The sequence below is a fragment of the Luteimonas salinilitoris genome (assembly GCF_041300785.1).
In the GTDB taxonomy this organism is placed as follows: domain Bacteria; phylum Pseudomonadota; class Gammaproteobacteria; order Xanthomonadales; family Xanthomonadaceae; genus Luteimonas; species Luteimonas salinilitoris.
Genome location: NZ_JBFWIB010000001.1, coordinates 468993 through 490256, shown reverse-complemented (window position 1 = coordinate 490256; position 21264 = coordinate 468993). Strand labels below are relative to the sequence as shown.

Sequence of the window (21264 nt, the reverse complement as noted above, 5' to 3'; positions counted from 1 at the left end):
GCGCATGCATGCACATCGCAAGTGCGCGCGGCCGTCAGCAAGGCGTATCGGAAGGGACAACCTCGGCCGCGAATCCGCGGCACGCTGTACCGGTCCGCATTGCTCGTCTCTCTCTCCAGCAAGGCTGGCTGTCGGTTCCAGCGACTATCCCCGGTCGCGATCATCATTCCAAAGGAACCGCCACCACCATCCGTGGACATCGCCCGGTCCGTCCGGGCTTTTTTTTGCAGCCGATGTCGTGGGCAAGGACGAAAGAAACGTCCCCGATACGAATCGAAGCGGGCAAGGGCCGGGGGTGCGATGAGCGCTCGAGCCGCCTCCCGATGGCGGGAAGGAGCTGAACTTGCGGGTTTCGCCCGACCCACTGTGCGCCGGCGTCGGGGCTTGCCCCGCATTCAACAAGCCGGTTCGCACCGGCCAGGCCGCGGATTGGCCCCACCGCACGTCGTCGAATTGGCGCCTCAACCGGGCCATCGCCATCGCTAGTCTGGCAATGACGACGGCATGCGCGAAGCAACGCGTCCGCGCGCCGCGGCACATCCGGCTGACGTTCGGCACACATGGCGATCGGTTCGCCCCGCTGGAGTTGCCGTTGCCAACGATGCGATTGCCGCCGCCGACGCGCCGTCGCGATCCTCTCCGACAACGAAAGCGAAACGACCGCCATGCATCCCATCTATCGACCATTGCGCTCCCACGAACTGCTCGACCTGTCCGTGCCCGACGATTCGCTGCACGTGCTCCACGGCAGCGGCCGCAATAACCAGCTGGCGATACCGTCTCGCTGGATCAGCGTGTGGCTGCCGCTGTCGGAGGGGATCGAACTGGAGACGCCGGATTGCCACTGGCTGCTGCGCGCCGGCGAACTGCTGGTCTGGCGCGACGGTGCGCTGCGGGCCGGCAGCCGCCGCGACGGACGCTGGCTGGCAGTGTGCGGGAGCCCCGCGGCCTGGGCGCGGCACCAGCGCCCGCGGCCGGGCGACCCGGCGGTCGATCTGTTGCCGTCGGAGTCGCGCTGCACGCGCGAGCTGCGCCGGCTGACCGTGCGGCTGGCGCGCGTGGCGCGGCGGCCGGACCTGTGCCCACTGGGCGTCGACGCCGTCGTCGACATGCTGTGCGCGGCGCTGACCGAGCACCAGCGCGACCTCCATGCATTGTTGCCGCGCTGCACCGGGCGCACGCTGCTGCGCCGGCAACAGACGCTGATGCGGCTGCTGCGGGTACAGCACCTGATCCGCCGACACGACGACGGACGCGTCGACCTGGCACAGCTGGCCGCCAGCGCGAACTACTCCCCCTGCCACCTGATCCGCAGCTACCGCGACGTGTTCGGGGAGACGCCGTCCGAGTACGCCGCGCGACTGCGGTCGGAGCGGGCCTGGCAGCTGGTACGCGAGACGCGGATGCCCGTCTGCGAGATCACCGCCGCGCTTGGCTTCGAAAGCCAGAGCGCGTTCTGCCGCGCGTTCAAGAGCACCTTCGGTCTGACCACCAGCCAGGTACGGCAGGACTCATGCCATAGTCGGCTGCGGGCTGCCTGAAGTCCGTGGGACCACGGGCGGCGCGACTGCAGCTATGACGGCGGCACATCGGGCGCCTGGCTTGCGGCCGTACGCAACCGGATGCATCCAGGCGTGCAGCCCGCTTCTCACATCGGCCATGGGCCAGCAGGGGACCGAATCCGCGATGCGAAACATTCCCTCCTTTCGTTGTTTCCTTGCGCTTCTCCTGTTTTCCGCCGTGACGGCATGCACTCAGGAACAGCCGGAACAACGCGACGGATTCGTCGATGTCGGGGGTGCACAGCTCTACTATCAGGTTGCCGGCACCGGCCCACCGGTCGTCCTCATCCACGGCGCCAACCTGGATCTCCGGATGTGGGACGAACAGATGGAACCGCTCGCCGCTTCCTTCCGGCTGATCCGGTATGACGTGCGGCCATTCGGCCGATCCGGGCCGCAATCGGAAGGCTTCTCGCACGTCGAGGACCTCGGGCGGCTGATGGATCGTCTGGAAATCGAGCAGGCATCGCTGGTGGGGCTTTCCCTCGGCGGTCGGATCGCGCTCGATTTCGCCCTGGAGCACCCGGAACGGGTCAGGCGCATGGTGCTCGCCGGCCCGGGACTGACGGGATTCGAACAGCCCCGTGACCCGGCACTGGCCGCCGCCATCGCCGCGGCTCGAGCAGGAGAACCGGAACAAGCCGCGAAGTTGTCGTTGGCCATGCCCTACCTGGCGCCGGCGATGGAACAGGCGCAACTGGCCGGGCGCGTGCGCAGGCTGGTCATGGAGAACGCCCATGCCTGGGCCATGCCGCGGCCTCCGGAACGGCTGCCGGATCCCCCGACCATCGAACGTCTTGCCGAAATCCACACGCCGACGCTGATCCTGCTCGGTGAGCGGGATACCCCCGGTATCCACGCGATCGTGGCACGGCTGGAGCACGAGCTCGCCAATGCGGAACGCGTGACCCTCCCCGGCGTCGGCCACCTGCCCAGCATGGAGGCGCCGACCGAGTTCAACCGCCTGGTCCTCGATTTTTTCGCGCAGGAAGAATGACGATGGCGCCGCCGGACCAAGCGCTGTCCGTCGACGCTTGGAGGAGACGCTCGACCAGGGAGTCGATGTGGTCAAGCCGCACGTGGCCGGTGAACCGGCGACGACTCGACCGACCCACAATCCAGCGCAATCGATCGCGAGGCACGCATCCGTTCAGTCGAAACGGCGCACGGAAACGGTCGCAAGGTGGTTGTCCACGCGATCGGAACGACCGGGTCGTGACTTGCGCTCGGCATAGCCGATCGGATTGGCGATCGAGTCCGGCGAGCATGCCGATATCATCGTCGACGGCGGAAATCCGCTGACCGATGCCGGCTCGCTGCGGCGCGTCCGCCTGGTGATGAAGGATGGCCGGATCGTACGGCGGGAGCCGCTATCTGCGCCTCAATGACGAACGGCGGGCTCAGTGCCCGCCGTCCAGCGCCTTCAACTCGCTCACCAGCGCGCTCGCCATCTCCGCGCCGTCGCCGTACAGCATGCGGGTGTTGTCGGCATAGAAGAGCGCATTCTCGATGCCCGCGAAGCCGGTGCCCTTGCCGCGCTTGATGACGATGACGTTCTTGGCGTTCACCACGTCGAGGATCGGCATGCCGTAGATCGGGCTGACCGGATCGGTCTTGGCGACCGGATTGACCACGTCGTTGGCACCGATCACCAGGGCGACGTCGGTGTTGGCGAACTCGGGATTGATGTCGTCCATGTCCGCGATCAGGTCGTAGGGCACGCCGGCCTCGGCCAGCAGCACGTTCATGTGCCCGGGCATGCGCCCGGCGACCGGGTGGATCGCGAACTTCACCTTGACCCCGCGTTCGACCAGCTTCTGCGTCAGTTCCCAGATCTTGTGCTGCGCCTGCGCCACCGCCATGCCGTAGCCGGGCACGATCACCACGCGGTCGGCGAAGGCCATCATCGCGGCGACGTCGCCGGCCTCGATCGGCTTTTGCGAGCCGCTGATCTCCTGCGCCTGGCCACCGCCGCCGAAGTTGGAGAACAGCACGCTCTTGATCGAGCGGTTCATCGCCTTGGCCATCAGCCGTGTCAGCAGCATGCCGGCCGCGCCGACCATGGTGCCGGCGATGATCAGCGCCTCGTTGCCGAGCACGTAGCCCTCGAACGCCACCGCCAGGCCGGTCAGGGCGTTGTACAGCGAGATCACCACCGGCATGTCGGCGCCGCCGATCGGCAGCGTCATCAGCACGCCCAGCGCCAGTGCGGCAATGAAGAACGCGATCACCAGCGGCACGCCCAGCGAATGGATCACCATGCCGCCCAGCGCCAGCGCGACCAGGAACACCGCGGCGTTGAACAGCTGCTGGCCGGGAAAGGTGTAGCGCTTGTCCATGCGCCCGTCGAGCTTGGCCCAGGCGATGATCGAGCCGGACAGCGCCACCGCGCCGATCAGCGCGCCCAGCACCGCCAGCACCAGGACGACCATGCCGGGCGCCACGCCCGCATCCGACCAGCGCAGCAGCTCCACCGCGCCGATGGCCGCCGCCGAGCCGCCGCCCAGGCCGTTGTACAGCGCTACCATCTGCGGCATGTCGGTGATCGCGACTTTCCTGCCCGAATACCAGGCCAGGCCGGCGCCGATCAGGATCGCCAGCAGGATCAGCGCGATGTTCTCCAATCCCGGCAGGAAGAACGTGGCGGCGGTGGCGATCACCATGCCCCAGCCAGCCCACAGGATGCCGCTGCGCGCGGTCAGCGGCGAGGCCATGCGCTGCAACCCGAGCAGGAACAGCGTCGCCGCGACCAGGTAGCTGACTTTCACCGCCAGCGCGAGCAGTTCCGGCAACGACCCGCTCATGCCTTGTCCCCGGCGGCGCCGGCGCCCGGCTTGCGGCTGGACTTGAACATCTCCAGCATGCGCTCGGTCACCACGTAGCCGCCGGCGGCGTTGCCGGCGCCCATCAGCACCGCGACGAAGCCGATCACCTTCTCCAGCGTGGTATCGGCATGCCCCAGCACCACCATCGCCCCGATCAGCACGATGCCGTGGATGAAGTTCGAGCCCGACATCAGCGGCGTGTGCAGGATCACCGGCACCCGCGAAATGATCACGTGGCCGGCGATCGCCGCCAGCATGAAGATGTACAAGGCCACGAAACCATCGATCATGCGCTGCTCCCGGGATCCGGTTCTGGCCCGCATCATAACCGTACATGAACCGGTTGCCAGCGGGTCAACCGCGGTCCGCCACGCGCGTTGACAGCTGCGAACCCTGGCAGGACTTCGGATCCGCGCGACATGGACGGCAATCTCGATCACTACCGGCAGGCGCTGCGGCCCATGCCCGGCGCCCGCGCCGGCCATGGCGGCGGTAAGCTCGTCGGCGTGAGGGCATTCGCCGACATCGCCGCGCCCCTGCCGACGGCCGCCGCGGCGCCGGCCGCCACGCTCGACGCGTTCTTCGCCGGGGTCCGTGCCCGCGCGTTCCGCTTCGCCGAGATCGGCCTGCGCAACCGCGACGACGCGCAGGATGCGGTGCAGGACGCGATGACCCGGATGCTGCGCTACCGCGAGCGACCGGCGGAGGAATGGACCGCACTGTTCTGGACGGTCCTGCGCAGCCGCATCGTCGACATCCAGCGCCGGCGCATGTTCCGGCTGAGCTGGATCTCCGATGCCGGGGAACGCGAGGACGACAGCCTCGACTGGGCCGACGGCGGGCCGGATCCGGCGCGCGCCCATGACGGGCGCGAGGCCTATGCGCGGCTGGTGGAGGCGCTGCGGGCGCTGCCGCGCCGGCAGCGCGAGGCCTTCAGCCTGCGCGTGCTCGAGGAACTCGACGTGGCCACCACCGCGAAGATCATGGGGTGCGGCGAGGGCTCGGTGAAGACGCACCTTTCGCGCGCCCGCGAGGCGCTGCAGAAACAACTGGAGGATTTCCGATGACCGCCGACCACGACGACGGCACCCGTTTCGACCGCGCCGCACGCGCCTGTCACCAGGAGGCGCTGCGTCAGGTCCCGCAGCGCACGCTGTCCACGCTGCGCCCGCGGGCACCCGCAGGCGCCGGCCGCGGCTGGCGCGCGCAACCGCTGCGCTGGTCGCTGGCGACCGCCTGCGCGATCGTGTTCGCCTTCGCCGCCGGCATGCAGCTGCTCGCGCCGGGCGACGATGCCGAAACCACCGCGGTGCCGGTCGCGATCGTGGACCCGGTCACCGTCGAACCGCGGATCGAACTTTACGAGGATGCCCTGGTGGCGTTCGAGGAAGATCCCGACCTGTTCCTGTGGCTGGCCTCCGCCGAGGCGCCGCCGCTGGCGATGGAGTAAACGATCCATGCGAATCCGAATCACCGCCTCGATCCTGTTGCTGGCGCTGTCGCTGCCGACCGGCTCCGCGTTGGCGCAGTCCGCCGGCGCACTGCCCGAATGGGAGCGGCTGACGCCGCAGCAGCGCGAAACGCTGACCGCCATCGTGCGCGACCGCTGGAACGACGAACCTGAGAAGCGCGACCGCATGCTGCGCCATGCCGAGCGCTGGCAGCAGATGACACCGGAACAGCGCCGGCACGCGCATCACGGCATGCGGCGCTGGAAGCAGATGAGTCCCGAGGGGCGCGAGGGCGCGCGCGTGCTGTACCAGCGGATGCGCGAGCTACCGAAATCCGAACGCGAGGCCCTGCGCGAACGCTGGAAGGCGATGACGCCGGAACAGCGGCACGAGTGGCTGGAACGCCACCAGCCGGAGGAATGAGGCTGCGGCGGCAAGCCGCGGGGGACCTGGGCACACGTAGAGCCGAGCTTGCTCGGCTGCTCTTGGCTCCGGAGCCGGAAGCAGCGGAGCAAGCTCCACTCTACGCCGCAAGCGGCGGGGTATCGACCCGGGTGAGAGCGAACCGCGCTGCCGGAGCGACGAACGGATCCGAGCGGATCAGCTCCGCTCCGGCCACACCGTCTTCGACAGCAGTTCGTCCTCCCAGTCGAACCCGATCGCGCCGTCCTTCAGCAGCAGCTGCATGAAGTTGAACACGTTGCGCGCATACATCTCGCTGGCATGCTGCGCGCCCTGGCTGGCCAGGTTGAGCGGACCGGCGACGACGACGCCGCCGTGGTCATCGGTTTCGCCGGGACGGGTGAGCTCGCAGTTGCCGCCGGTTTCCGCCGCCAGGTCGACGACCACGCTGCCCGGCTTCATGCCGCCCACCATCGCCGCCGAGACGATCTTCGGCGCAGGCCGGCCTGGAACGGCCGCGGTACAGACGATCACGTCGACGTTCTTCAGGTGCTCGCCGAGCCGGCGCTGCTGCTCGGCGCGCTCCTCGTCGGTGAGCTGGCGCGCATAGCCGCCTTCGCCGGCGGCGCTGACGCCGAGGTCGAGGAAGCGCCCGCCCAGCGACTGGATCTGCTCGCGCGTCTCGGGGCGTACGTCGAAGCCCTCGACCTGCGCGCCCAGGCGCCGGGCCGTCGCGATCGCCTGCAATCCAGCGACGCCGGCGCCGATCACCAGCACTTTCGACGGACGGATGGTGCCGGCGGCCGTGGTCAGCATCGGGAAGAAGCGCGGCGCCAAGGATGCCGCGATCAGCACCGCCTTGTAGCCGGCCATGCCGGCCTGCGAGCTGAGCACGTCCATGGCCTGGGCCCGGGTGGTGCGCGGCAACCGCTCCAGCGGGAACGCGACCACGCCACGCTGCACGATGGCCTCGCCGCGTGCCGCGTCGGCCTGCGGCTGCAGGGTGCCGACCAGCGCCGCGCCGGTCTTCATGGCGGCGATCGCGGTCGCCGGCGGCGGCTGCACGCACAGCACGGCGTCGGCGTCGGCGATGGCGGCCTCGGTTGCGTCCACGAGCGTGGCCCCGGCCTCCTCGTAGGTCCGATCAGGAAAATGTGCGCCGGCGCCGCTGCCGCGCTCGATGCACACCTGCGCGCCTGCGGCCACCAGCTTCTTGCACGTCTCCGGCGTAACGGCGACGCGCCGTTCACCCGGCGCGGTTTCCCGCGCAATCCCGATCTTCAACGTCATGTTCGGCTCCGCGACCTTGCCCTGCATCCTAAACGCGAATCGGCCGCACCGCCACGGCCGCCCGCCGGGTAGCGCGGCGCGCGGCGGCTGTTTTCGTTTCGGCACCGGACAGCAGAACGGTCGCCGCTCCACGGCGAGCGCCGCCGCGAACGGCGAACATCGTCATGGAAGAAGACGCGCTTCGTCCCCCGGCGCGACCACCGCAAGTCCGCGTCCGCGACGTCGATCCGGATCGAGCGCGAAGTGCGCGGCCGGCCCGATGCTCAGCCGGCGTTGGCGGCTTTCAAGGCCGACGCCGGCGCCTGGTTGAGGCGCTGCCAGAGTTGCTTCATCGCCTCGTCGAAAGGCGCGTCGACCGAGCGCACCACCGCCCGTCCGGAAGCGGCCAGCAGCGCCAGCTCCTCGGGCGAGACCACCATCTTGCGCACGCCGCGGCGGTTGACGATCAGGAAGCGCGAGGTCAACGGGCTGATCCAGGCGATCCGCGCCGCGGTCTCGTGCCCGCCACGGTCGATCAGGCGCAGTCCCTGGCCGACCCGCAACCGGCGCATGCGCGCGGCGACGGCCGGATCGCAGGCCACTGCGTCGGTACCGCCGGCCACGCGCAGCGGCGCGATGCTGTCGTCGCCCGGCTCGTCGTCGATCTCACCGCCGTTCGGCGTGCGCACGCTGCGCTGGGTGTCGGGCATCGCCAGCGCGGAAATGATCCGCGCCATGGCGTCGCGCGCGGCGGCCGCATCCAGTCCGCAGCTGGAATAGCACTCGCCCAGCGGCACCTGCAGCGCCAGCAGCTGGTCGGCGACCGCGGCGCCGCGCACCTGGGCAGCGTCGGCATCGACCTGCACCATCGCGTCGCCGAGCCCGATCGCGGCGTGGTGCCGCTCCGACTCCGGGCCGTCGCGCAACCAGGTCTGGGTGAGGTAATGGCGCCAGTGCTGGTCGAGGAAGTGGCCAACCGGCGCCGTCAGCGGACGGTCCGCCATGCGCGAGGCGACCAGGCCCTCGGCGTTGCGTCGCGCCATCTGCAGGCGCTCGCGGCCGTGGATCGACTCGGCCACGCGCTTTTCCGCAAGCTCCGAGCGCCGGCGCTGCTGGTCGAGCTGATCGCGCAATTCGGCAGCCGCCAGCTCGAACACCGCCTGGTCTTCCCGGTATTCCTCGACCACCCGGTCCACGGCGTGCTCGGCCTTGTCCAGGGTTTCCTTGTCCTGCACGGTTTCGCCGGTGTTGCCGTCGCAGGCCTCGGTCAGCGCGTCGAGCAGTTGCCGCGCCGGGTGGCCGCGGCGGTTGAACATCGAGTCGTCGGTCAGCGCCACCTTGACGTACGGCACCACCAGCCTGCCGTACAACGAACGCGAGCGTTGCAGCAGGTCATTGGCCTCGCACAGCGACTGGAACAGGATGCCGACCAGGTCGATGGCATCCTCCTCGTCGGCACTGAAACGGGTCTTCTCGGGATCGAAGCCGAGCTGGCGCACGCCGCCCAGGATCTCGGCGCGGATCACCTCGGCCAGCGCACGCTTGTCCTCGCCGGCGAGCGCACGGGTGTACGGGCCGGGGTCGTCGCCCTGCAGCAGCGAGGCGATGTTGAGCATGTCCTCGGTGCCGAGCATCCGGCCCGCTGCTTCGGAAGCGGCCTCCGCCAGCGCCTCGACTTCCTCCGCCACGCTGGTGCCGGCGTCTGCCGATTCCGCAGGCAGGCCGCCGCGCGCGCGCCAGGCCTGCAGTTGTTCGCGGACGAGATCGCGATAGCGCAGCGGCATGCCGCCGGAACCGGCGGACGACGGGCCGGCGTGCTGTCCCCCGCCACCGGGAGCCGGAGCCCCGATGTGCTCGACAGTGCCGCCGTCCGGCACCCAGCCTTCCGCGGCCTGTTCGCCGATGCGCGGAGCGCGCGCTTCATCGCGCCGTGCCGCGGCTTGCGGCTCGTAACCGCCGCTGCGCCGGACCGTCGCGACGCCGTGGCCGCCGAATGCCGCGGTCTGCAGCGTGGTGTTGGCCTTGGCGTAGACCTCGGCGAGCACCTTCGGCAGGCGCTTGTCGAACTGGTGGAACACCATCATCCGCAGGCCCGGCGTCAGGTCGTCCGGCTGGAACAGATCGACGAAGGCCGATACCGCCACCTCCGGCCGCAGCGGGTTGAGCGGCCGGCCCTCGATCCCCAGGCTCGCCGCCAGCGCTTCCAGCCGTTCGTCGAGCTGCGCCAGCGGATGCAGGAACTGGTGCTCGAGCAATTCGGTGATCTGCTGCCCGGCCAGATGGATCTCGAGCTCGCCCTCGGACATCAGCTCCAGCGACTCCACCCGTCTCTGCTCGTCGCCGGGCGCGTGCCAGCGCTCGAATGCGCTCTCGATCGCCTCGCGGTAGCGCGTGGCCAGCTCCAGCGCCCGGTGGCTGAGCGCGATCACCGCGACCCGGTCCTCCTGCGCTGCGCTGAAGTCGTGGCCCGCCAGCGCCGCCAGCCGCACCTGCTCCTCGATCGAGCTCCAGAATCCGGAGAGCACGCCGACCAGTTCGGTGACGGCGTCGCGCTTGAGCGTCTCGAGCACGCGCTCGCCCGCGCGGCTGCCGGAGCTGCGCGCGCGGAATTTCACGGCGGTATCGTCTGGAGACGCCATTCGGGGGACAATGCGGGCGACGGCACGAGGTTCGTGCACGGTCAGCATACATTCCTGAAAGGGGAAAACCACGTCTGTGAGCCCGGTCTCAAATAGAACCGCCGACATCTGGCTGCAACTCGACGGGCGGCGCTCGGTCCCGGCGCGGCAGCTCGGCGAGCCCGGCCCCGACGACGCCACCCTGGCGCGCATGCTGCGGTCGGCCGTGCGCGTGCCCGACCACGGCAAGCGGGTGCCGTTCCGGTTCCTGCGCATCGCCGGCGACGCCCGCGCCGCGCTCGGCGAGGCCCTGGCCGCGATCACCCTGCGCCGCGATCCGGGCGCGGCGGCCGCCGCCGTCGACAAGGACCGCCAGCGATTCGGGCACGCGCCGCTGGTGATCGCGGTCGTCGCCGTGCTCGACCCGGCCGACGCGGCGATTCCTGAACAGGAGCGGCTGCTCAGCGCCGGCTGTGCCTGCTTCGCCCTGCTGCAGGCGGCGCAGGCGGCCGGGTTCGGGGCCACCTGGCTGACCGGCTGGCCCGCCTACGACGACGAGGTGCGCGTGCTGCTCGGATTGGGCGCGCAGGAACGGATCGCCGGCTTCATCCACATCGGCACGCCCAGGATGGCGGCACCGGAGCGCGAACGGCCGGACCCGCAGGCCCTGCTGTCCGACTGGCGCCCGGCATGAGCGACGTCGCGAAGCCGCCGCTGTACCTGGTCGACGCCAGCCTGTACGTGTTCCGCGCCTGGCATTCGATGCCAGACGAGTTCCGCGATGCCGACGGCCGGCCGGCCAACGCGGTGCATGGCTTCGCCCGCTTCCTGCTGGATCTGCTGGAACGAGAACGCCCACGGCACATCGTCATCGCCTTCGACGAGGCGCTGGACAGCTGTTTCCGCAATGCGCTGTATCCCGCCTACAAGGCCAACCGCCCGCCGGCGCCGGAGGAACTCAAGGCGCAGTTCCTGCATTGCAAGGCGCTGTGCATCGCGCTGGGGCTGACGGTGCTGGCGCACCGCGAATACGAGGCCGACGACCTGATCGGCAGCGCGCTGCAGCTGGCGCGTGCGCTCGGCCATCGCGGCGTGATCGTCTCCGCCGACAAGGACCTCTCGCAGCTGCTCGAGCTCGGCGACGAGCAGTGGGACTTCGCCCGCGGCCAGCGCTGGGACATGGCCGGCGTCGCCGCGCGCCACGGCGTCGAGGCGCGGCAGATGGTCGACTACCTGGCGCTGTGCGGCGACAGCGTCGACAACATCCCCGGCGTGCCGGGGATCGGCGCCAAGACCGCCGCGGCGCTGCTGAGGCACTTCGGCAGCCTCGACGCGCTGCTCGCGCGCGTCGACGAGGTGCCGTTCCTGCGCCTGCGCGGCGCGAAGCAGGCCGCGGCGAAGCTGCGCGAATACCGTGAACAAGCGCTGCTGTGCCGGCAACTGGCGACGATCGCGCTCGACGCACCGCTGGCCGAGGCGATGCCGCCGTTCCTGCGCGCGGCCGCCGATGCCGCCGCGCTGCTGGCGCTGTGCGAGGCGCTGCGCTTCGGCCCGCTGACGCGGCGGCGCCTGCACCAGGCAGCAGCAGGCTGAACATGCTAGGTTGATTTTGCGATAGTCATGAAATTGACGAATCGGGCCCAACCACTTGCTAGGAGCAATCAAGGATGACTAGAGCAATAGCTGTTGCGCTGCTGGGCTCAGTGATGGGGTTAAGCTCGCTACTTTCACATGCTGAGGCGGCAGTGCGTCGATGCGACGCCTGCACGAGTGATTACGATTTCAGGCTGATCGCCCAAGAGATCGGGCCCGGCGATCACCTCATATACAATTTGCAGGACAATATTCTGCAGCGATGGCGAATCCCTTATGATTCGCCACCAATCGATCCGTTTGGTCAGCAAGGCAGCCGAGCACTGCCTTCTTCGTCCCATCCCACAGAGCTGACCCCTCAAGCGGGAGCGGTCAAGGAACTGGACAAGGCGCACAGGGTTTACAACATTGGGGGCTCGGTGCGGCCAATGATCAACGTCCCCGTGTCGGTGCTTGACCTGATGCCTCAAGTACAAAACAAAACAGCATACAACGTAATCAACGATTTTAATCTGCGCGGCATGATAGAAAGCGCTGCCGCTCATCCCGATGTGGTTTCTACCGTCACTGGTGCGAATCTGCAAACAGCGATTGCTGATTTAATGGTGCTGGTACAATCGTATTTGGGGCTGCGCGATCAAACTGGCCTGATGTTCCGCATTGTAATGAGTGACGGAAGCAGCGTCTACGTTTTTGTGAAGCTGGATCACCCTATCGGGGAATTTGTCGAGGGAACCGCTCGCACAGATGGCGGGCAAATCATTCCTGAGACACGCAACGCCGTTCAAGGCGAATGGCACGGCGGTCCTGGCGTGGACAACCTGGCCCCGATGGTCAGCCACATACGTGGATTGGGTGGGGCTATCACGTATTCTGGAGGATCATCTGGAACCGTGACGGGAATATCTTGCACTCCGGAAATTTGCGTCGTAACCACCGTACCGAATTAAGGAAGTTGCGTCCCGAACTTCGTTTTCATCGCCGTAGAGCATTAATGCTCTAGGGTACTTTTTTGATCACTGCCAATATGCCGGGCGCAGCTCGAACTCCTTGACAAGGTGCCGTTCCTGCACCTGCGCGGCGCCAAGCAGACCACGGCGAACTGCACGAGCATCGCGAACAGGCGCTGTTGTGCGAGTTGCTACGCTTCGGGCCCGCTGACGCGGCGGTGCCTGCATGCCGTCGCAGGGCTCGCATTCGCGCCTTGATTGAACGCCGCGGCTCGCCCTCCGGCGCTCTCGTAGAGCGGAGCTTGCTCCGCTGCTCCCGGCTCCGGAGCCCACGTAGCGGAGCAAGCTCCGCTCTACGGCGCCTCGCTCCATTTCGCCTGTCATGCGTCACGCGCTAGCATGCGCCGATGAACGAACATCCAGCGGACGACGTCGAACTGCTCTACGAGGGCGAATGGCTGCGCATGGTCCGGCGCGGCAAATGGGAATCGTGCGAGCGCACGCACGGCCGCGACGGGATGGCGGTGATCGTCATCGCGGTCACGCCGGACGACCATGTGCTGTTCGTCGAGCAGTTCCGGGTGCCGCTGGGCGCGCCCACCATCGAGATGCCGGCCGGCCTGATCGGGGACGATCTCGACGACGATTCGGTCGAGTCCGCCGCACGCCGCGAGCTCATCGAGGAGACCGGCTGGGATGCCGATCGCATCGACGTGCTGCTGACCGGCCCCACCACGGCCGGCATGAGCAACGAGCGCGTCGCCTTCGCCCGTGCCCGCGACCTGCACAAGGTCGGCGAAGGCGGCGGCGTCGGCAGCGAGAACATCACCGTGCACACGGTGCCGCGACGCGACGCCCCAGCCTGGCTGATGCGCAAGCATGCCGAGGGCTTCGAGATCGACCTCAAGCTGTGGGCGGGGCTGTGGATGATCGAATTCAATCCGGACGGCTCGCCGGCCAGCTAGTCAGACAGAATCGCCCTACCCCGGAGCTTGACCACAACCCCCTGTAGGAGAGGCCCCGACGCGCGGACCAAACAGCAGATGCTCTCTGCCGTTGTTTCCCTTCGCAACGCGCGGCGGCGCGTTCATCGTGGTCGCCACCGATGCGTCTGCCTGGCGCGCCTCAGGCAAAGCGATCCGTCGCCTGCACCAGCGCGTCGACGTTTTCGGCTTCGAACGCGGAGTGGCCCGAGGCCGGGGTGATCACCAGCTCGGCCTTCGGCCAGGCCTTGTGCAGGTCCCAGGCGTTCTGCACCGGGCAGACCACGTCGTAGCGGCCGTGGACGATGACGCCGGGAATGTCGACGATGCGGTAGGCGTCGCGCAGCAACTGGTCGTCGGCCTCGAAGAAGCCGCCGTTGACGAAGTAGTGGTTCTCGATCCGGGCGAAGGCGAGCGCGAAGCGCGGATCCTCGTGCCCCTGCACGAAATCCGGGTCGACGCGCAGGAACGAGGTCGCGCCCTCCCATACGCTCCAGGCGCGGGCCGCGGCCAGCCGGGTGGCCTCGTCGTCGCTGGTCAGGCGGCGGTGGAAGGCGGCGATCAGGTCGTCGCGCTCGGCCGGCGGGATGGCGTCGACGTACTGGTCCCAGGCCTCGGGGAACAATCGCGAGGCCCCCTCCTGGTAGAACCACTCCAGTTCCCAGCGCCGCAGCATGAAGATGCCGCGCAACACCAGTTCGGTGACCCGCCGCGGATGGCTCTGCGCATAGGCCAGCGCCAGGGTCGAGCCCCAGGAACCACCGAACACCTGCCAGCCTTCGATCTCGAGCAGTTCGCGCAGCTTCTCGATGTCGGCAACCAGGTCCCAGGTGGTGTTGCCGGCGAGGTCGGCATGCGGCGTGGAGCGCCCGGCACCGCGCTGGTCGAACAGCACGATGCGGTATTTGTCCGGATCGTGGAAGCGGCGCATCTTGGCGCTGCAGCCGCCGCCCGGGCCACCGTGCAGCAGCACGACCGGCTTGCCTTTCGGATTGCCGCACTGCTCGTAATGGAGCGTGTGGCGGTCGTCGACCTTGAGGGTGCCGGTGTCGTAGGGCTCGATCTCGGGGTAAAGCGTTCGCATCGCGGATCCGTCTTGAAGACTGACGCGCCAGTTTATCAGTCCACCCCGGCCGGACCGGGCAGCCTGCCACCGGTGACGCGTTCGCGTCCCTCGAGGTCGCGTTCGGTCGCGGTCGCGACGAAGCCGGCGCGCAGCAGCAGCGCGCGCACGGCCTCGCCTTGCGCGTGGCCGTGCTCGAACAGCAGCCAGCCGCCCGGCGCGAGGTGTGCCGGCGCACCGCCGACGATCGCGCCGATCGCATCCAGCCCGTCGCGGCCGGACGCCAGCGCGCCGGGCGGCTCGAAGCGCAGGTCGCCTTGCAGCAGGTGCGGATCGGCGGCGGCGATGTAGGGCGGATTGCTGGCGACCAGATCGAAGCGCTCGCCCGCCAGCGGCGACCACCAGTCGCCATGGCGGAACTCGACGTTGCCGATCCCGTGGTTGTCGGCATTGGCGGCGGCGGCGGCCAGCGCCTGACGGCTGATGTCGGTGGCGACCACCCGGGCACGGGGACGTTCGCTCGCCACCGCCAGTGCGATCGCGCCGCTGCCGGTGCCCAGGTCGGCGACGCGCGCCGGCCGTCCCGGCGGGATCCGCAGCAGCGCCTGTTCGACCAGCAGTTCGGTCTCCGGGCGCGGGATCAGGGTGTCCGGCGTGACCGCGAGGTCGAGGGTCCAGAAGCCGCGATGGCCGGTGAGATAGGCCACCGGCTCGCCGGCAGCGCGGCGCGCAACCAGCACCTCGAACTCCGCCGCGGCCGCGGCCTCCACCGGATCGGTCGCATGCGCGTACAGCCACGCCTGTGACCGGCGCAGCGCATGCGCGAGCAGCAGCGCGGCGTCGGCGGGGTCGATGCGCGCGCCGGCGCGTCGCAGCAGTTGCGAGGCGTCCGGACACGGCGCGGGAGAGATCGTCATGGGCGTCAATCGTAACCGCCGCCGCGCCAGGCAGACCCATCGGCGGCGATCGCGCCAGGCAGACGCAATGGTGGCGACCACGATGAACGCGCCGCCGCGCGTTGCGAAGGAAAACAACGGCAGAGAACATCTGCCGTCGGCTTGCGCGGTCGCGTCCGGTGCCGCTCCCACACAAGGATCGACGGTCGGTGGACGGCCACCCCGGCGAGGCACCACGCCGGCTTCCGGAAACCACGCGAAAGAGGCAAAAAGAAGGCGGCCGAAGCCGCCTTCAAATTCCGTATCGCGCGTGGGAGGGAGTACGGGACACGGAACCTGTTGAGCGGATCGTCACCGCTCGTCGTACTTGCCGGGCCACCACACATTCGGTGACACCGGGAGACGTCTCGATTTTGTTGCAACGCAGCACGTAGGTCAAGCCCCCTTGCGAAATAGATGAATACCGAGCATATCGATAGGTAATCTCTATTAAATACATTCTGACTATCGATTTTACGTATCAATAGGTCTGCCCTATCCTGTCGCTTCCCCGGTCGGCAACGGCCGGTTTTTTCCCCTCCCCATCACCCCAATCGAAAGGATCTCCATGTCCCTGATCAATACCGAAATCAAGCCGTTCAAGGCCACCGCGTTCCAGAACGGCGAATTCATCGAAGTGACCGAGGCCGACCTGAAGGGCAAGTGGTCGGTGGTGGTGTTCTACCCGGCCGACTTCACCTTCGTCTGCCCGACGGAGCTCGAGGACCTGGCCAACCACTACGAGGCGTTCAAGAAGATCGACACCGAGATCTACAGCGTGTCCACCGACACGCATTTCTCGCACAAGGCCTGGCACGACACCTCCGAGGCGATCGGCAAGATCCAGTTCCCGATGATCGGCGACCCCAACGGCGTGGTCACCAACAACTTCGGCGTGATGCGCGAGGGCCAGGGCCTGGCCGACCGCGGCACGTTCGTGATCGACCCGCAGGGCGTGATCCAGCTGGTCGAGGTGACCTGCGAGGGCGTCGGCCGCGACGCCGGCGAGCTGCTGCGCAAGGTCAAGGCTGCCCAGTACGTCGCCGCCCATCCGGGCGAGGTCTGCCCGGCCAAGTGGCAGGAGGGCGAGAAGACCCTCAAGCCGTCGCTGGACCTGGTCGGCAAGATCTGACGCCGCACCCGCACTCCCGTCCCCGGACGGGAGTGCACCCAAGCCGGTCGGTCGGCACGCCCGCCGCCGCCAGCCGCCGGTCAGCCGGCTTCGGTGCACTCCCCCCGACGCGGCCCAAGCGGCCGCACGCCCCACGACTTCCGGAACAGATGCCATGTTGGATGCCGATCTCAAGACCCAGCTCAAGGGCTACCTCGAACGCTTGGTCCGCCCGATCCACATCGTCGCCTCGGTCGACGACGGCGAGAAGTCGCGCGACCTGCTTGCGCTGCTCGACGACATCGCCGGGCTGAGCGACCGCATCAGCGTCGAGACCCGCCGCGACGACGACGAGCGCAAGCCCTCGTTCGCCCTCGCCACGCCCGGACGCGAGATCTCCCTGCGCTTCGCCGGGCTGCCGCTGGGCCACGAGTTCACTTCGCTGGTGCTGGCGCTGCTGCAGGTGGGCGGCCACCCGCCCAAGGCCGCGGCCGAGACTCTCGAGGAGGTGGCCGCGCTGGCGGGCGACTTCCACTTCGAGACCTATTACTCGCTGTCCTGCCAGAACTGCCCCGACGTGGTGCAGGCGCTCAACCTCGCCGCCGTGCTCAACCCGCGCATCCGCCACACCGCCATCGACGGCGCGCTGTTCCAGGACGAGGTGGAGGCGCGGCAGATCATGTCGGTGCCGACGGTCTACCTCAACGGCAGGGAATTCGAACAGGGCCGGATGACGCTGGAGCAGATCCTGGCGCGCCTGGACACCGGCGCGGCCGAGCGCGAGGCGGCGAAGCTGGCGGCGAAGGCGCCGTTCGACGTGCTGGTGGTCGGCGGCGGGCCGGCCGGCGCCGCCGCGGCGGTGTACGCGGCGCGCAAGGGCATCCGCACCGGCGTGGTGTCGGAACGCTTCGGCGGCCAGCTGCACGACACGCTGGCGATCGAGAACTTCATCTCGGTGCCCGAGACCGAGGGGCCGAAGATGGCCGCTGCGCTCGAGCGGCACGTGCGCGAGTACGACGTCGACGTGATGGACCTGCAGCGCGCGGAAGCGCTGCTTCCGGCCGGCGACGACGGCCTGGTCGGCCTGCGCCTGGCCGGCGGCGCCGAACTGAAGGCGCGCTCGGTGGTGCTGTCGACCGGCGCCCGCTGGCGGCAGCTGAACGTCCCCGGCGAGGACGAGTACCGCAACCACGGCGTGGCCTACTGCCCGCACTGCGACGGCCCGCTGTTCAAGGGCAAGCACGTGGCGGTGATCGGCGGCGGCAACTCCGGCGTCGAGGCGGCGATCGACCTGGCCGGCATTGTCCAGCACGTCACCGTGCTGGAGTTCGACGACAAGCTGCGCGCCGACGAGGTGCTGCAGCGCAAGGCGCGCAGCCTGGGCAACGTCACCATCATCACCAGCGCGCAGACGCTGGAGGTGGTGGGCGACGGCAGCAAGGTCGACGGCCTGGTGTACCGCGACCGCGAAGGCGGCGACGCGCACCGACTGGCGCTGGAGGGCGTGTTCGTGCAGATCGGCCTGCTGCCCAACACCGAGTGGCTGGCCGGGACCGTCGAGCTCTCGCCGCGCGGCGAGATCGTGGTCGACGAGCGCGGCCGCACCAACGTGCCCGGCGTGTTCGCCGCCGGCGACTGCACCACCGTGCCCTACAAGCAGATCGTGGTGGCGATGGGCGAAGGTTCGCGGGCGGCGCTGTCCGCGTTCGACCACCTGATCCGCGCGCCGTTGCCCGCCTCCGGCAAGCCGGTGGCGCAGGCCGCGTGACCGGCCCCGACGGCCGACCGCGATGAACCTGCGCGATCTCCGCTATCTGGTGGCGCTGGCCGACCACAGGCACTTCGGCCACGCCGCCGCGGCATGCTTCGTCAGCCAGCCGACACTGTCGACGCAGATCCGCAAGCTGGAGGAGGAACTCGGCGTGGTGCTGGTGGAGCGGGCGCCGCGCAAGGTCATGCTGACGCCGGCCGGGCACGAGGCCGCCGAGCGCGCGCGCCGGATCGTCGCCGAGGTCGAGCAGATGAAGGAGGCCGCCAGGCGCAACCGCGACCCGGAGGCCGGCACGGTGCGGCTGGGCATGTTTCCCACCCTGGGGCCGTACCTGCTGCCGCATGTCATTCCGCGCCTGCGCGAACGTTTCCCGCAGCTGGAGCTGCTGCTGGTGGAGGAAAAGAGCGACGTGCTGCTGACGCGGCTGCGCGATGGCCGGCTCGACGCCGGGCTGCTGGCATTGCCGGTGCACGACGAGCAGCTGCATGCCGAGTTCCTGTTCGAGGAGCCGTTCCTGCTGGCGGTTCCCGGCCGCCACCCGCTGGCGCAACGCGACTCGCTGGCGCTGCGGGAGCTGTCGGAGCAGCGCCTGCTGCTGCTCGAGGACGGCCACTGCCTGCGCGAACAGGCGCTCGAGGTCTGCCACCTGGGCGGCGCCGGCGAGCGCAGCGAGTTCCGCGCCACCAGCCTGGAGACGCTGCGGCAGATGGTCGCCGCCGATGTCGGCGTCACCCTGCTGCCGATGCTGGCGGTGAAGCCGCCGGTCGCACGTTCCGACAACATCCATCTGCTCGACTTCCACGATTCACGTCCGAGCCGCCGCATCGCCATGGTCTGGCGGCGCAGCTCGGCGATGGAGGGCTTCCTGTTGCGGCTGGCGGAGGTGTTCCGGCAACTGCCTGCGGACCTGTTCGAGTTCGAGCCGCGGACCGGCGGGATGCCGCCCGCCGAACGGGATTCCACGGCCACTTGAACCCCGTCCCGGCGAGGGCTACGGTGACGACACTACGGCGGGCGGCGCGCGATGCGCCGCCCGCCTGCGTTTCGTCAACCGTTCACCTCACAGGAACAGACCATGATCGACAACCGGCACAGCGGACTCCCGCCTTCCATCATCCCGCCTTCGATCATCCCGCCTTCGATCATCCCGCCTTCGATCATCGTGTCCGAACCCGACGCCGAGCGCCTGGAATCGCTGCTCGAGTCGGACGAGTGGCGCTCCCAGCCGGCGGCACGCGCTCTGCAGGACGAACTCCTGCGCGCCGAGGTGCGTCCGCAGGGAAACATGCCCGCCGAAGTGGTCGGCATGCACTCGTCGGTGGAATGCGAGGACGAGCGCAGCGGCGACAGGCATTGCCTGACGCTGGTCTATCCGAAGGAGGCCGACGTCGCCTCCGGACGCGTGTCGGTGCTGGCGCCGGTCGGCAGCGCCCTGCTCGGCCTCTCCGTCGGCCAGCACATCGACTGGCGCACGCCGGATGGCCGTCAGTTGCGCCTGACGGTACTGGCCGTCCAGCCACCCGGAACCGGTGCCGACACGGAGCGATGAGCCTGCGCGCGCTCGCGATCGCAGGGGCACACGATGTCGCATGAGATCGACGGGGCCGGCTCAACCGCCGGGCTGCGCGACGGCGTGTCAGCCAGACTGCAGCGGCAGCCGCGTGCGGCCCCTGAGCCCGGCCAGGAAAATGCCGGCCAGGGTGAATCCCAATCCGAGCCACTCGCGCGAGCTGGTGAGCCGGTCGAGCAGCGCAACGTCGAGCAGGAACGCGATCACCGGCTGCAGCAGCAGCAGCAGTCCAACCACCGCCACCCGCAGGTGCGGCATCGCCCGCGAGATCAGCACCCAACTCAGGCAGTGCCCGAGCCCGGCCAGCAGCAACAGCCAGGCGAGCGAGCGCGCGTTCGGAATCGCGAACGACACGCCCTCGACGGCCCCGGCCAGCCCCAGCAGCAACGCGCTGCCGAGCGACGCCAGCGCCAGCACCTGCGCGATCGGCGCGTTGCCGCCGGTAGTCCGGTGCGCCTCGTGCTGGGTGCGCTTGAGGCCGAGGTTGTAGCCGGCATAGCACACCCCGGTGGCGAGTCCGAGCCAGACGCCCCAGCGGTACTCCGGCGGCAGGCTGTCCCATTCCCCGCCCAGCAGCAGCCACAGGCCGAAGAACGCCAGCACGATCCCGGCGAGGAAACGCGGCCCGATCCGCTCGCGGTACAGCGCCACGCCGGCCAGCGCCATGAAGAACACCTGCGCGTTGGCCAGCAGCGTCGCCAGGCCGGGGCCCACCAGCAGGATGCTGCGGTGCCACAGCCACAGATCGCCGGCGAACGCCGCCGCCGGCACCAGCGTCCACAGCCACACGCGCCCCGGCAACGGCCGCCAGTCGCGCCGCGCGGCCACCAGCAACACAAGCAGCAGGCCGCCGAACAACATGCGGTAGAACGCCGAGACCGTCGGCGGCGTCTCCGCGAAACGCACCATCAGGGCGTTGGTGCCGATCAGCGCGGCGCCGGTCAGCATCCATAACAGGGCGCCGCGCTCGCCTCTTGCCTGCTGCATGTTGCGTCCGCGATCGGTAGGGCCGCGAACTTTAGCAGCGCCGCGCCAGGAAGACTTCTCCGTTGCGCCGAGAGACGGCCGCGCCAGGCAGACCATTCCGACGCGGCGACAAAAGCACCGTCGCCACGGGCAGTGTAAATAAAAGAGCCGGGACCCCTACGCTTTCACCGCCGT

At 69.0% G+C, this 21264-nt stretch carries 21 protein-coding genes; 14 read left to right on the top strand and 7 right to left on the bottom strand.

From position 1 onward, the window contains the following. The first annotated feature begins 665 nt into the window (after window positions 1–665). The 3 genes from AB5T46_RS01975 (at window position 666) to AB5T46_RS01965 (ending at window position 2950) form a co-directional block, all read left to right on the top strand. Window positions 666–1541: a helix-turn-helix transcriptional regulator gene (locus AB5T46_RS01975; protein WP_370562141.1), complete on the top strand. Its 876-nt coding sequence runs from the start codon at window positions 666–668 to the stop codon at window positions 1539–1541. A gap of 145 nt (window positions 1542–1686) precedes the next feature. Beyond that, window positions 1687–2559, top strand: coding sequence for an alpha/beta fold hydrolase (locus AB5T46_RS01970; RefSeq protein WP_370562140.1), 873 nt, complete (start codon window positions 1687–1689; stop codon window positions 2557–2559). Window positions 2560–2806: 247 nt separating this feature from the next. Then, window positions 2807–2950, top strand: a complete 144-nt coding sequence (locus AB5T46_RS01965) for a hypothetical protein (RefSeq protein WP_370562138.1) — start codon at window positions 2807–2809, stop codon at window positions 2948–2950. Window positions 2951–2962: 12 nt separating this feature from the next. Here the strand turns inward: AB5T46_RS01965 and AB5T46_RS01960 are convergent, their stop codons facing one another. Continuing rightward, complete coding sequence (locus AB5T46_RS01960) at window positions 2963–4366, bottom strand: NAD(P)(+) transhydrogenase (Re/Si-specific) subunit beta (RefSeq protein ID WP_370562137.1); 1404 nt, start codon at window positions 4364–4366, stop codon at window positions 2963–2965. Continuing rightward, window positions 4363–4677 carry an NAD(P) transhydrogenase subunit alpha part 2 gene (locus AB5T46_RS01955; protein ID WP_370562136.1) on the bottom strand — a complete coding sequence of 105 codons (315 nt, stop codon included), beginning with the start codon at window positions 4675–4677 and terminating at the stop codon, window positions 4363–4365. Before AB5T46_RS01955 ends, AB5T46_RS01960 begins: the two co-directional genes overlap by 4 nt. Before the next feature lie 171 nt (window positions 4678–4848). Here AB5T46_RS01955 and AB5T46_RS01950 point away from each other — a divergent pair, with 171 nt between their 5' ends. Genes AB5T46_RS01950 through AB5T46_RS01940 form a run of 3 tightly spaced genes read left to right on the top strand, consistent with a single transcriptional unit; the run spans window position 4849 to window position 6261 of the window. Continuing rightward, window positions 4849–5454, top strand: coding sequence for an RNA polymerase sigma factor (locus AB5T46_RS01950; protein WP_370562432.1), 606 nt, complete (start codon window positions 4849–4851; stop codon window positions 5452–5454). After that, a complete protein-coding gene (locus AB5T46_RS01945; RefSeq protein WP_370562135.1) occupies window positions 5451–5837 on the top strand; it encodes a hypothetical protein in 387 nt (128 codons plus the stop codon). The genes AB5T46_RS01950 and AB5T46_RS01945 overlap by 4 nt, the downstream gene beginning before the upstream one ends. 7 nt (window positions 5838–5844) lie before the next feature. Beyond that, window positions 5845–6261 carry a DUF3106 domain-containing protein gene (locus AB5T46_RS01940; protein WP_370562134.1) on the top strand — a complete coding sequence of 139 codons (417 nt, stop codon included), beginning with the start codon at window positions 5845–5847 and terminating at the stop codon, window positions 6259–6261. 177 nt (window positions 6262–6438) lie between these two features. Here the strand turns inward: AB5T46_RS01940 and AB5T46_RS01935 are convergent, their stop codons facing one another. After that, a complete protein-coding gene (locus AB5T46_RS01935) occupies window positions 6439–7530 on the bottom strand; it encodes an NAD(P) transhydrogenase subunit alpha (RefSeq protein ID WP_370562133.1) in 1092 nt (363 codons plus the stop codon). Window positions 7531–7793: 263 nt separating this feature from the next. After that, window positions 7794–10124 carry a DUF1631 family protein gene (locus tag AB5T46_RS01930; protein ID WP_370562132.1) on the bottom strand — a complete coding sequence of 777 codons (2331 nt, stop codon included), beginning with the start codon at window positions 10122–10124 and terminating at the stop codon, window positions 7794–7796. A gap of 100 nt (window positions 10125–10224) precedes the next feature. Between AB5T46_RS01930 and AB5T46_RS01925 the strand changes: the two genes are divergently transcribed. The 4 genes from AB5T46_RS01925 (at window position 10225) to AB5T46_RS01910 (ending at window position 13635) form a co-directional block, all read left to right on the top strand. Continuing rightward, entirely contained in the window at window positions 10225–10821 is a 597-nt protein-coding gene (locus tag AB5T46_RS01925) for a nitroreductase family protein (RefSeq protein ID WP_370562130.1), read from the top strand. Beyond that, window positions 10818–11720 carry a 5'-3' exonuclease gene (locus AB5T46_RS01920; protein ID WP_370562129.1) on the top strand — a complete coding sequence of 301 codons (903 nt, stop codon included), beginning with the start codon at window positions 10818–10820 and terminating at the stop codon, window positions 11718–11720. Before AB5T46_RS01925 ends, AB5T46_RS01920 begins: the two co-directional genes overlap by 4 nt. Window positions 11721–11794: 74 nt before the next feature. Continuing rightward, window positions 11795–12670 (top strand): hypothetical protein, encoded by an 876-nt coding sequence (locus tag AB5T46_RS01915; protein WP_370562128.1) that lies wholly within the window; start codon window positions 11795–11797, stop codon window positions 12668–12670. A 407-nt stretch (window positions 12671–13077) separates the two neighbouring features. Then, a complete protein-coding gene (locus AB5T46_RS01910; protein WP_370562127.1) occupies window positions 13078–13635 on the top strand; it encodes an NUDIX hydrolase in 558 nt (185 codons plus the stop codon). 160 nt (window positions 13636–13795) lie between these two features. Here AB5T46_RS01910 and pip read toward each other — a convergent pair whose 3' ends face one another. Both pip and prmC read right to left on the bottom strand, forming a co-directional pair. Continuing rightward, window positions 13796–14737, bottom strand: a complete 942-nt coding sequence (gene pip / locus AB5T46_RS01905; protein ID WP_370562126.1) for a prolyl aminopeptidase — start codon at window positions 14735–14737, stop codon at window positions 13796–13798. Window positions 14738–14772: 35 nt separating this feature from the next. After that, on the bottom strand, window positions 14773–15633 hold the full coding sequence (gene prmC, locus AB5T46_RS01900) for a peptide chain release factor N(5)-glutamine methyltransferase (protein ID WP_370562125.1): 861 nt from the start codon (window positions 15631–15633) through the stop codon (window positions 14773–14775). A gap of 586 nt (window positions 15634–16219) precedes the next feature. Here prmC and ahpC point away from each other — a divergent pair. The 4 genes from ahpC (at window position 16220) to rnk (ending at window position 20082) form a co-directional block, all read left to right on the top strand. Continuing rightward, window positions 16220–16783: an alkyl hydroperoxide reductase subunit C gene (ahpC, locus tag AB5T46_RS01895; RefSeq protein ID WP_370562123.1), complete on the top strand. Its 564-nt coding sequence runs from the start codon at window positions 16220–16222 to the stop codon at window positions 16781–16783. A 154-nt stretch (window positions 16784–16937) separates the two neighbouring features. After that, window positions 16938–18530: an alkyl hydroperoxide reductase subunit F gene (gene ahpF / locus AB5T46_RS01890; RefSeq protein ID WP_370562122.1), complete on the top strand. Its 1593-nt coding sequence runs from the start codon at window positions 16938–16940 to the stop codon at window positions 18528–18530. 22 nt (window positions 18531–18552) lie between these two features. Further along, complete coding sequence (gene oxyR / locus AB5T46_RS01885) at window positions 18553–19506, top strand: DNA-binding transcriptional regulator OxyR (RefSeq protein ID WP_370562120.1); 954 nt, start codon at window positions 18553–18555, stop codon at window positions 19504–19506. A gap of 51 nt (window positions 19507–19557) precedes the next feature. Then, window positions 19558–20082, top strand: coding sequence for a nucleoside diphosphate kinase regulator (gene rnk / locus AB5T46_RS01880; RefSeq protein ID WP_370562118.1), 525 nt, complete (start codon window positions 19558–19560; stop codon window positions 20080–20082). Window positions 20083–20169: 87 nt separating this feature from the next. Here the strand turns inward: rnk and AB5T46_RS01875 are convergent, their stop codons facing one another. Further along, complete coding sequence (locus tag AB5T46_RS01875) at window positions 20170–21090, bottom strand: DMT family transporter (protein ID WP_370562117.1); 921 nt, start codon at window positions 21088–21090, stop codon at window positions 20170–20172. Window positions 21091–21264 lie beyond the last annotated feature (174 nt).

Bases quoted from the DNA above. Each gene is read 5' to 3' on its own strand.
- ahpC (WP_370562123.1), top strand. From the start codon at position 16,220: ATGTCCCTGATCAATACCGAAATCAAGCCGTTCAAGGCCACCGCGTTC.
- AB5T46_RS01955 (WP_370562136.1), bottom strand. From the start codon at position 4,677: ATGATCGATGGTTTCGTGGCCTTGTACATCTTCATGCTGGCGGCGATC.
- pip (WP_370562126.1), bottom strand. From the start codon at position 14,737: ATGCGAACGCTTTACCCCGAGATCGAGCCCTACGACACCGGCACCCTC.
- AB5T46_RS01975 (WP_370562141.1), top strand. From the start codon at position 666: ATGCATCCCATCTATCGACCATTGCGCTCCCACGAACTGCTCGACCTG.
- AB5T46_RS01910 (WP_370562127.1), top strand. From the start codon at position 13,078: ATGAACGAACATCCAGCGGACGACGTCGAACTGCTCTACGAGGGCGAA.
- AB5T46_RS01935 (WP_370562133.1), bottom strand. From the start codon at position 7,530: ATGACGTTGAAGATCGGGATTGCGCGGGAAACCGCGCCGGGTGAACGG.
- AB5T46_RS01970 (WP_370562140.1), top strand. From the start codon at position 1,687: ATGCGAAACATTCCCTCCTTTCGTTGTTTCCTTGCGCTTCTCCTGTTT.
- oxyR (WP_370562120.1), top strand. From the start codon at position 18,553: ATGAACCTGCGCGATCTCCGCTATCTGGTGGCGCTGGCCGACCACAGG.
- AB5T46_RS01875 (WP_370562117.1), bottom strand. From the start codon at position 21,090: ATGCAGCAGGCAAGAGGCGAGCGCGGCGCCCTGTTATGGATGCTGACC.
- AB5T46_RS01940 (WP_370562134.1), top strand. From the start codon at position 5,845: ATGCGAATCCGAATCACCGCCTCGATCCTGTTGCTGGCGCTGTCGCTG.
- AB5T46_RS01945 (WP_370562135.1), top strand. From the start codon at position 5,451: ATGACCGCCGACCACGACGACGGCACCCGTTTCGACCGCGCCGCACGC.
- AB5T46_RS01920 (WP_370562129.1), top strand. From the start codon at position 10,818: ATGAGCGACGTCGCGAAGCCGCCGCTGTACCTGGTCGACGCCAGCCTG.
- AB5T46_RS01960 (WP_370562137.1), bottom strand. From the start codon at position 4,366: ATGAGCGGGTCGTTGCCGGAACTGCTCGCGCTGGCGGTGAAAGTCAGC.
- prmC (WP_370562125.1), bottom strand. From the start codon at position 15,633: ATGACGATCTCTCCCGCGCCGTGTCCGGACGCCTCGCAACTGCTGCGA.
- AB5T46_RS01915 (WP_370562128.1), top strand. From the start codon at position 11,795: ATGACTAGAGCAATAGCTGTTGCGCTGCTGGGCTCAGTGATGGGGTTA.
- AB5T46_RS01950 (WP_370562432.1), top strand. From the start codon at position 4,849: ATGCCCGGCGCCCGCGCCGGCCATGGCGGCGGTAAGCTCGTCGGCGTG.
- rnk (WP_370562118.1), top strand. From the start codon at position 19,558: ATGCGCCGCCCGCCTGCGTTTCGTCAACCGTTCACCTCACAGGAACAG.
- ahpF (WP_370562122.1), top strand. From the start codon at position 16,938: ATGTTGGATGCCGATCTCAAGACCCAGCTCAAGGGCTACCTCGAACGC.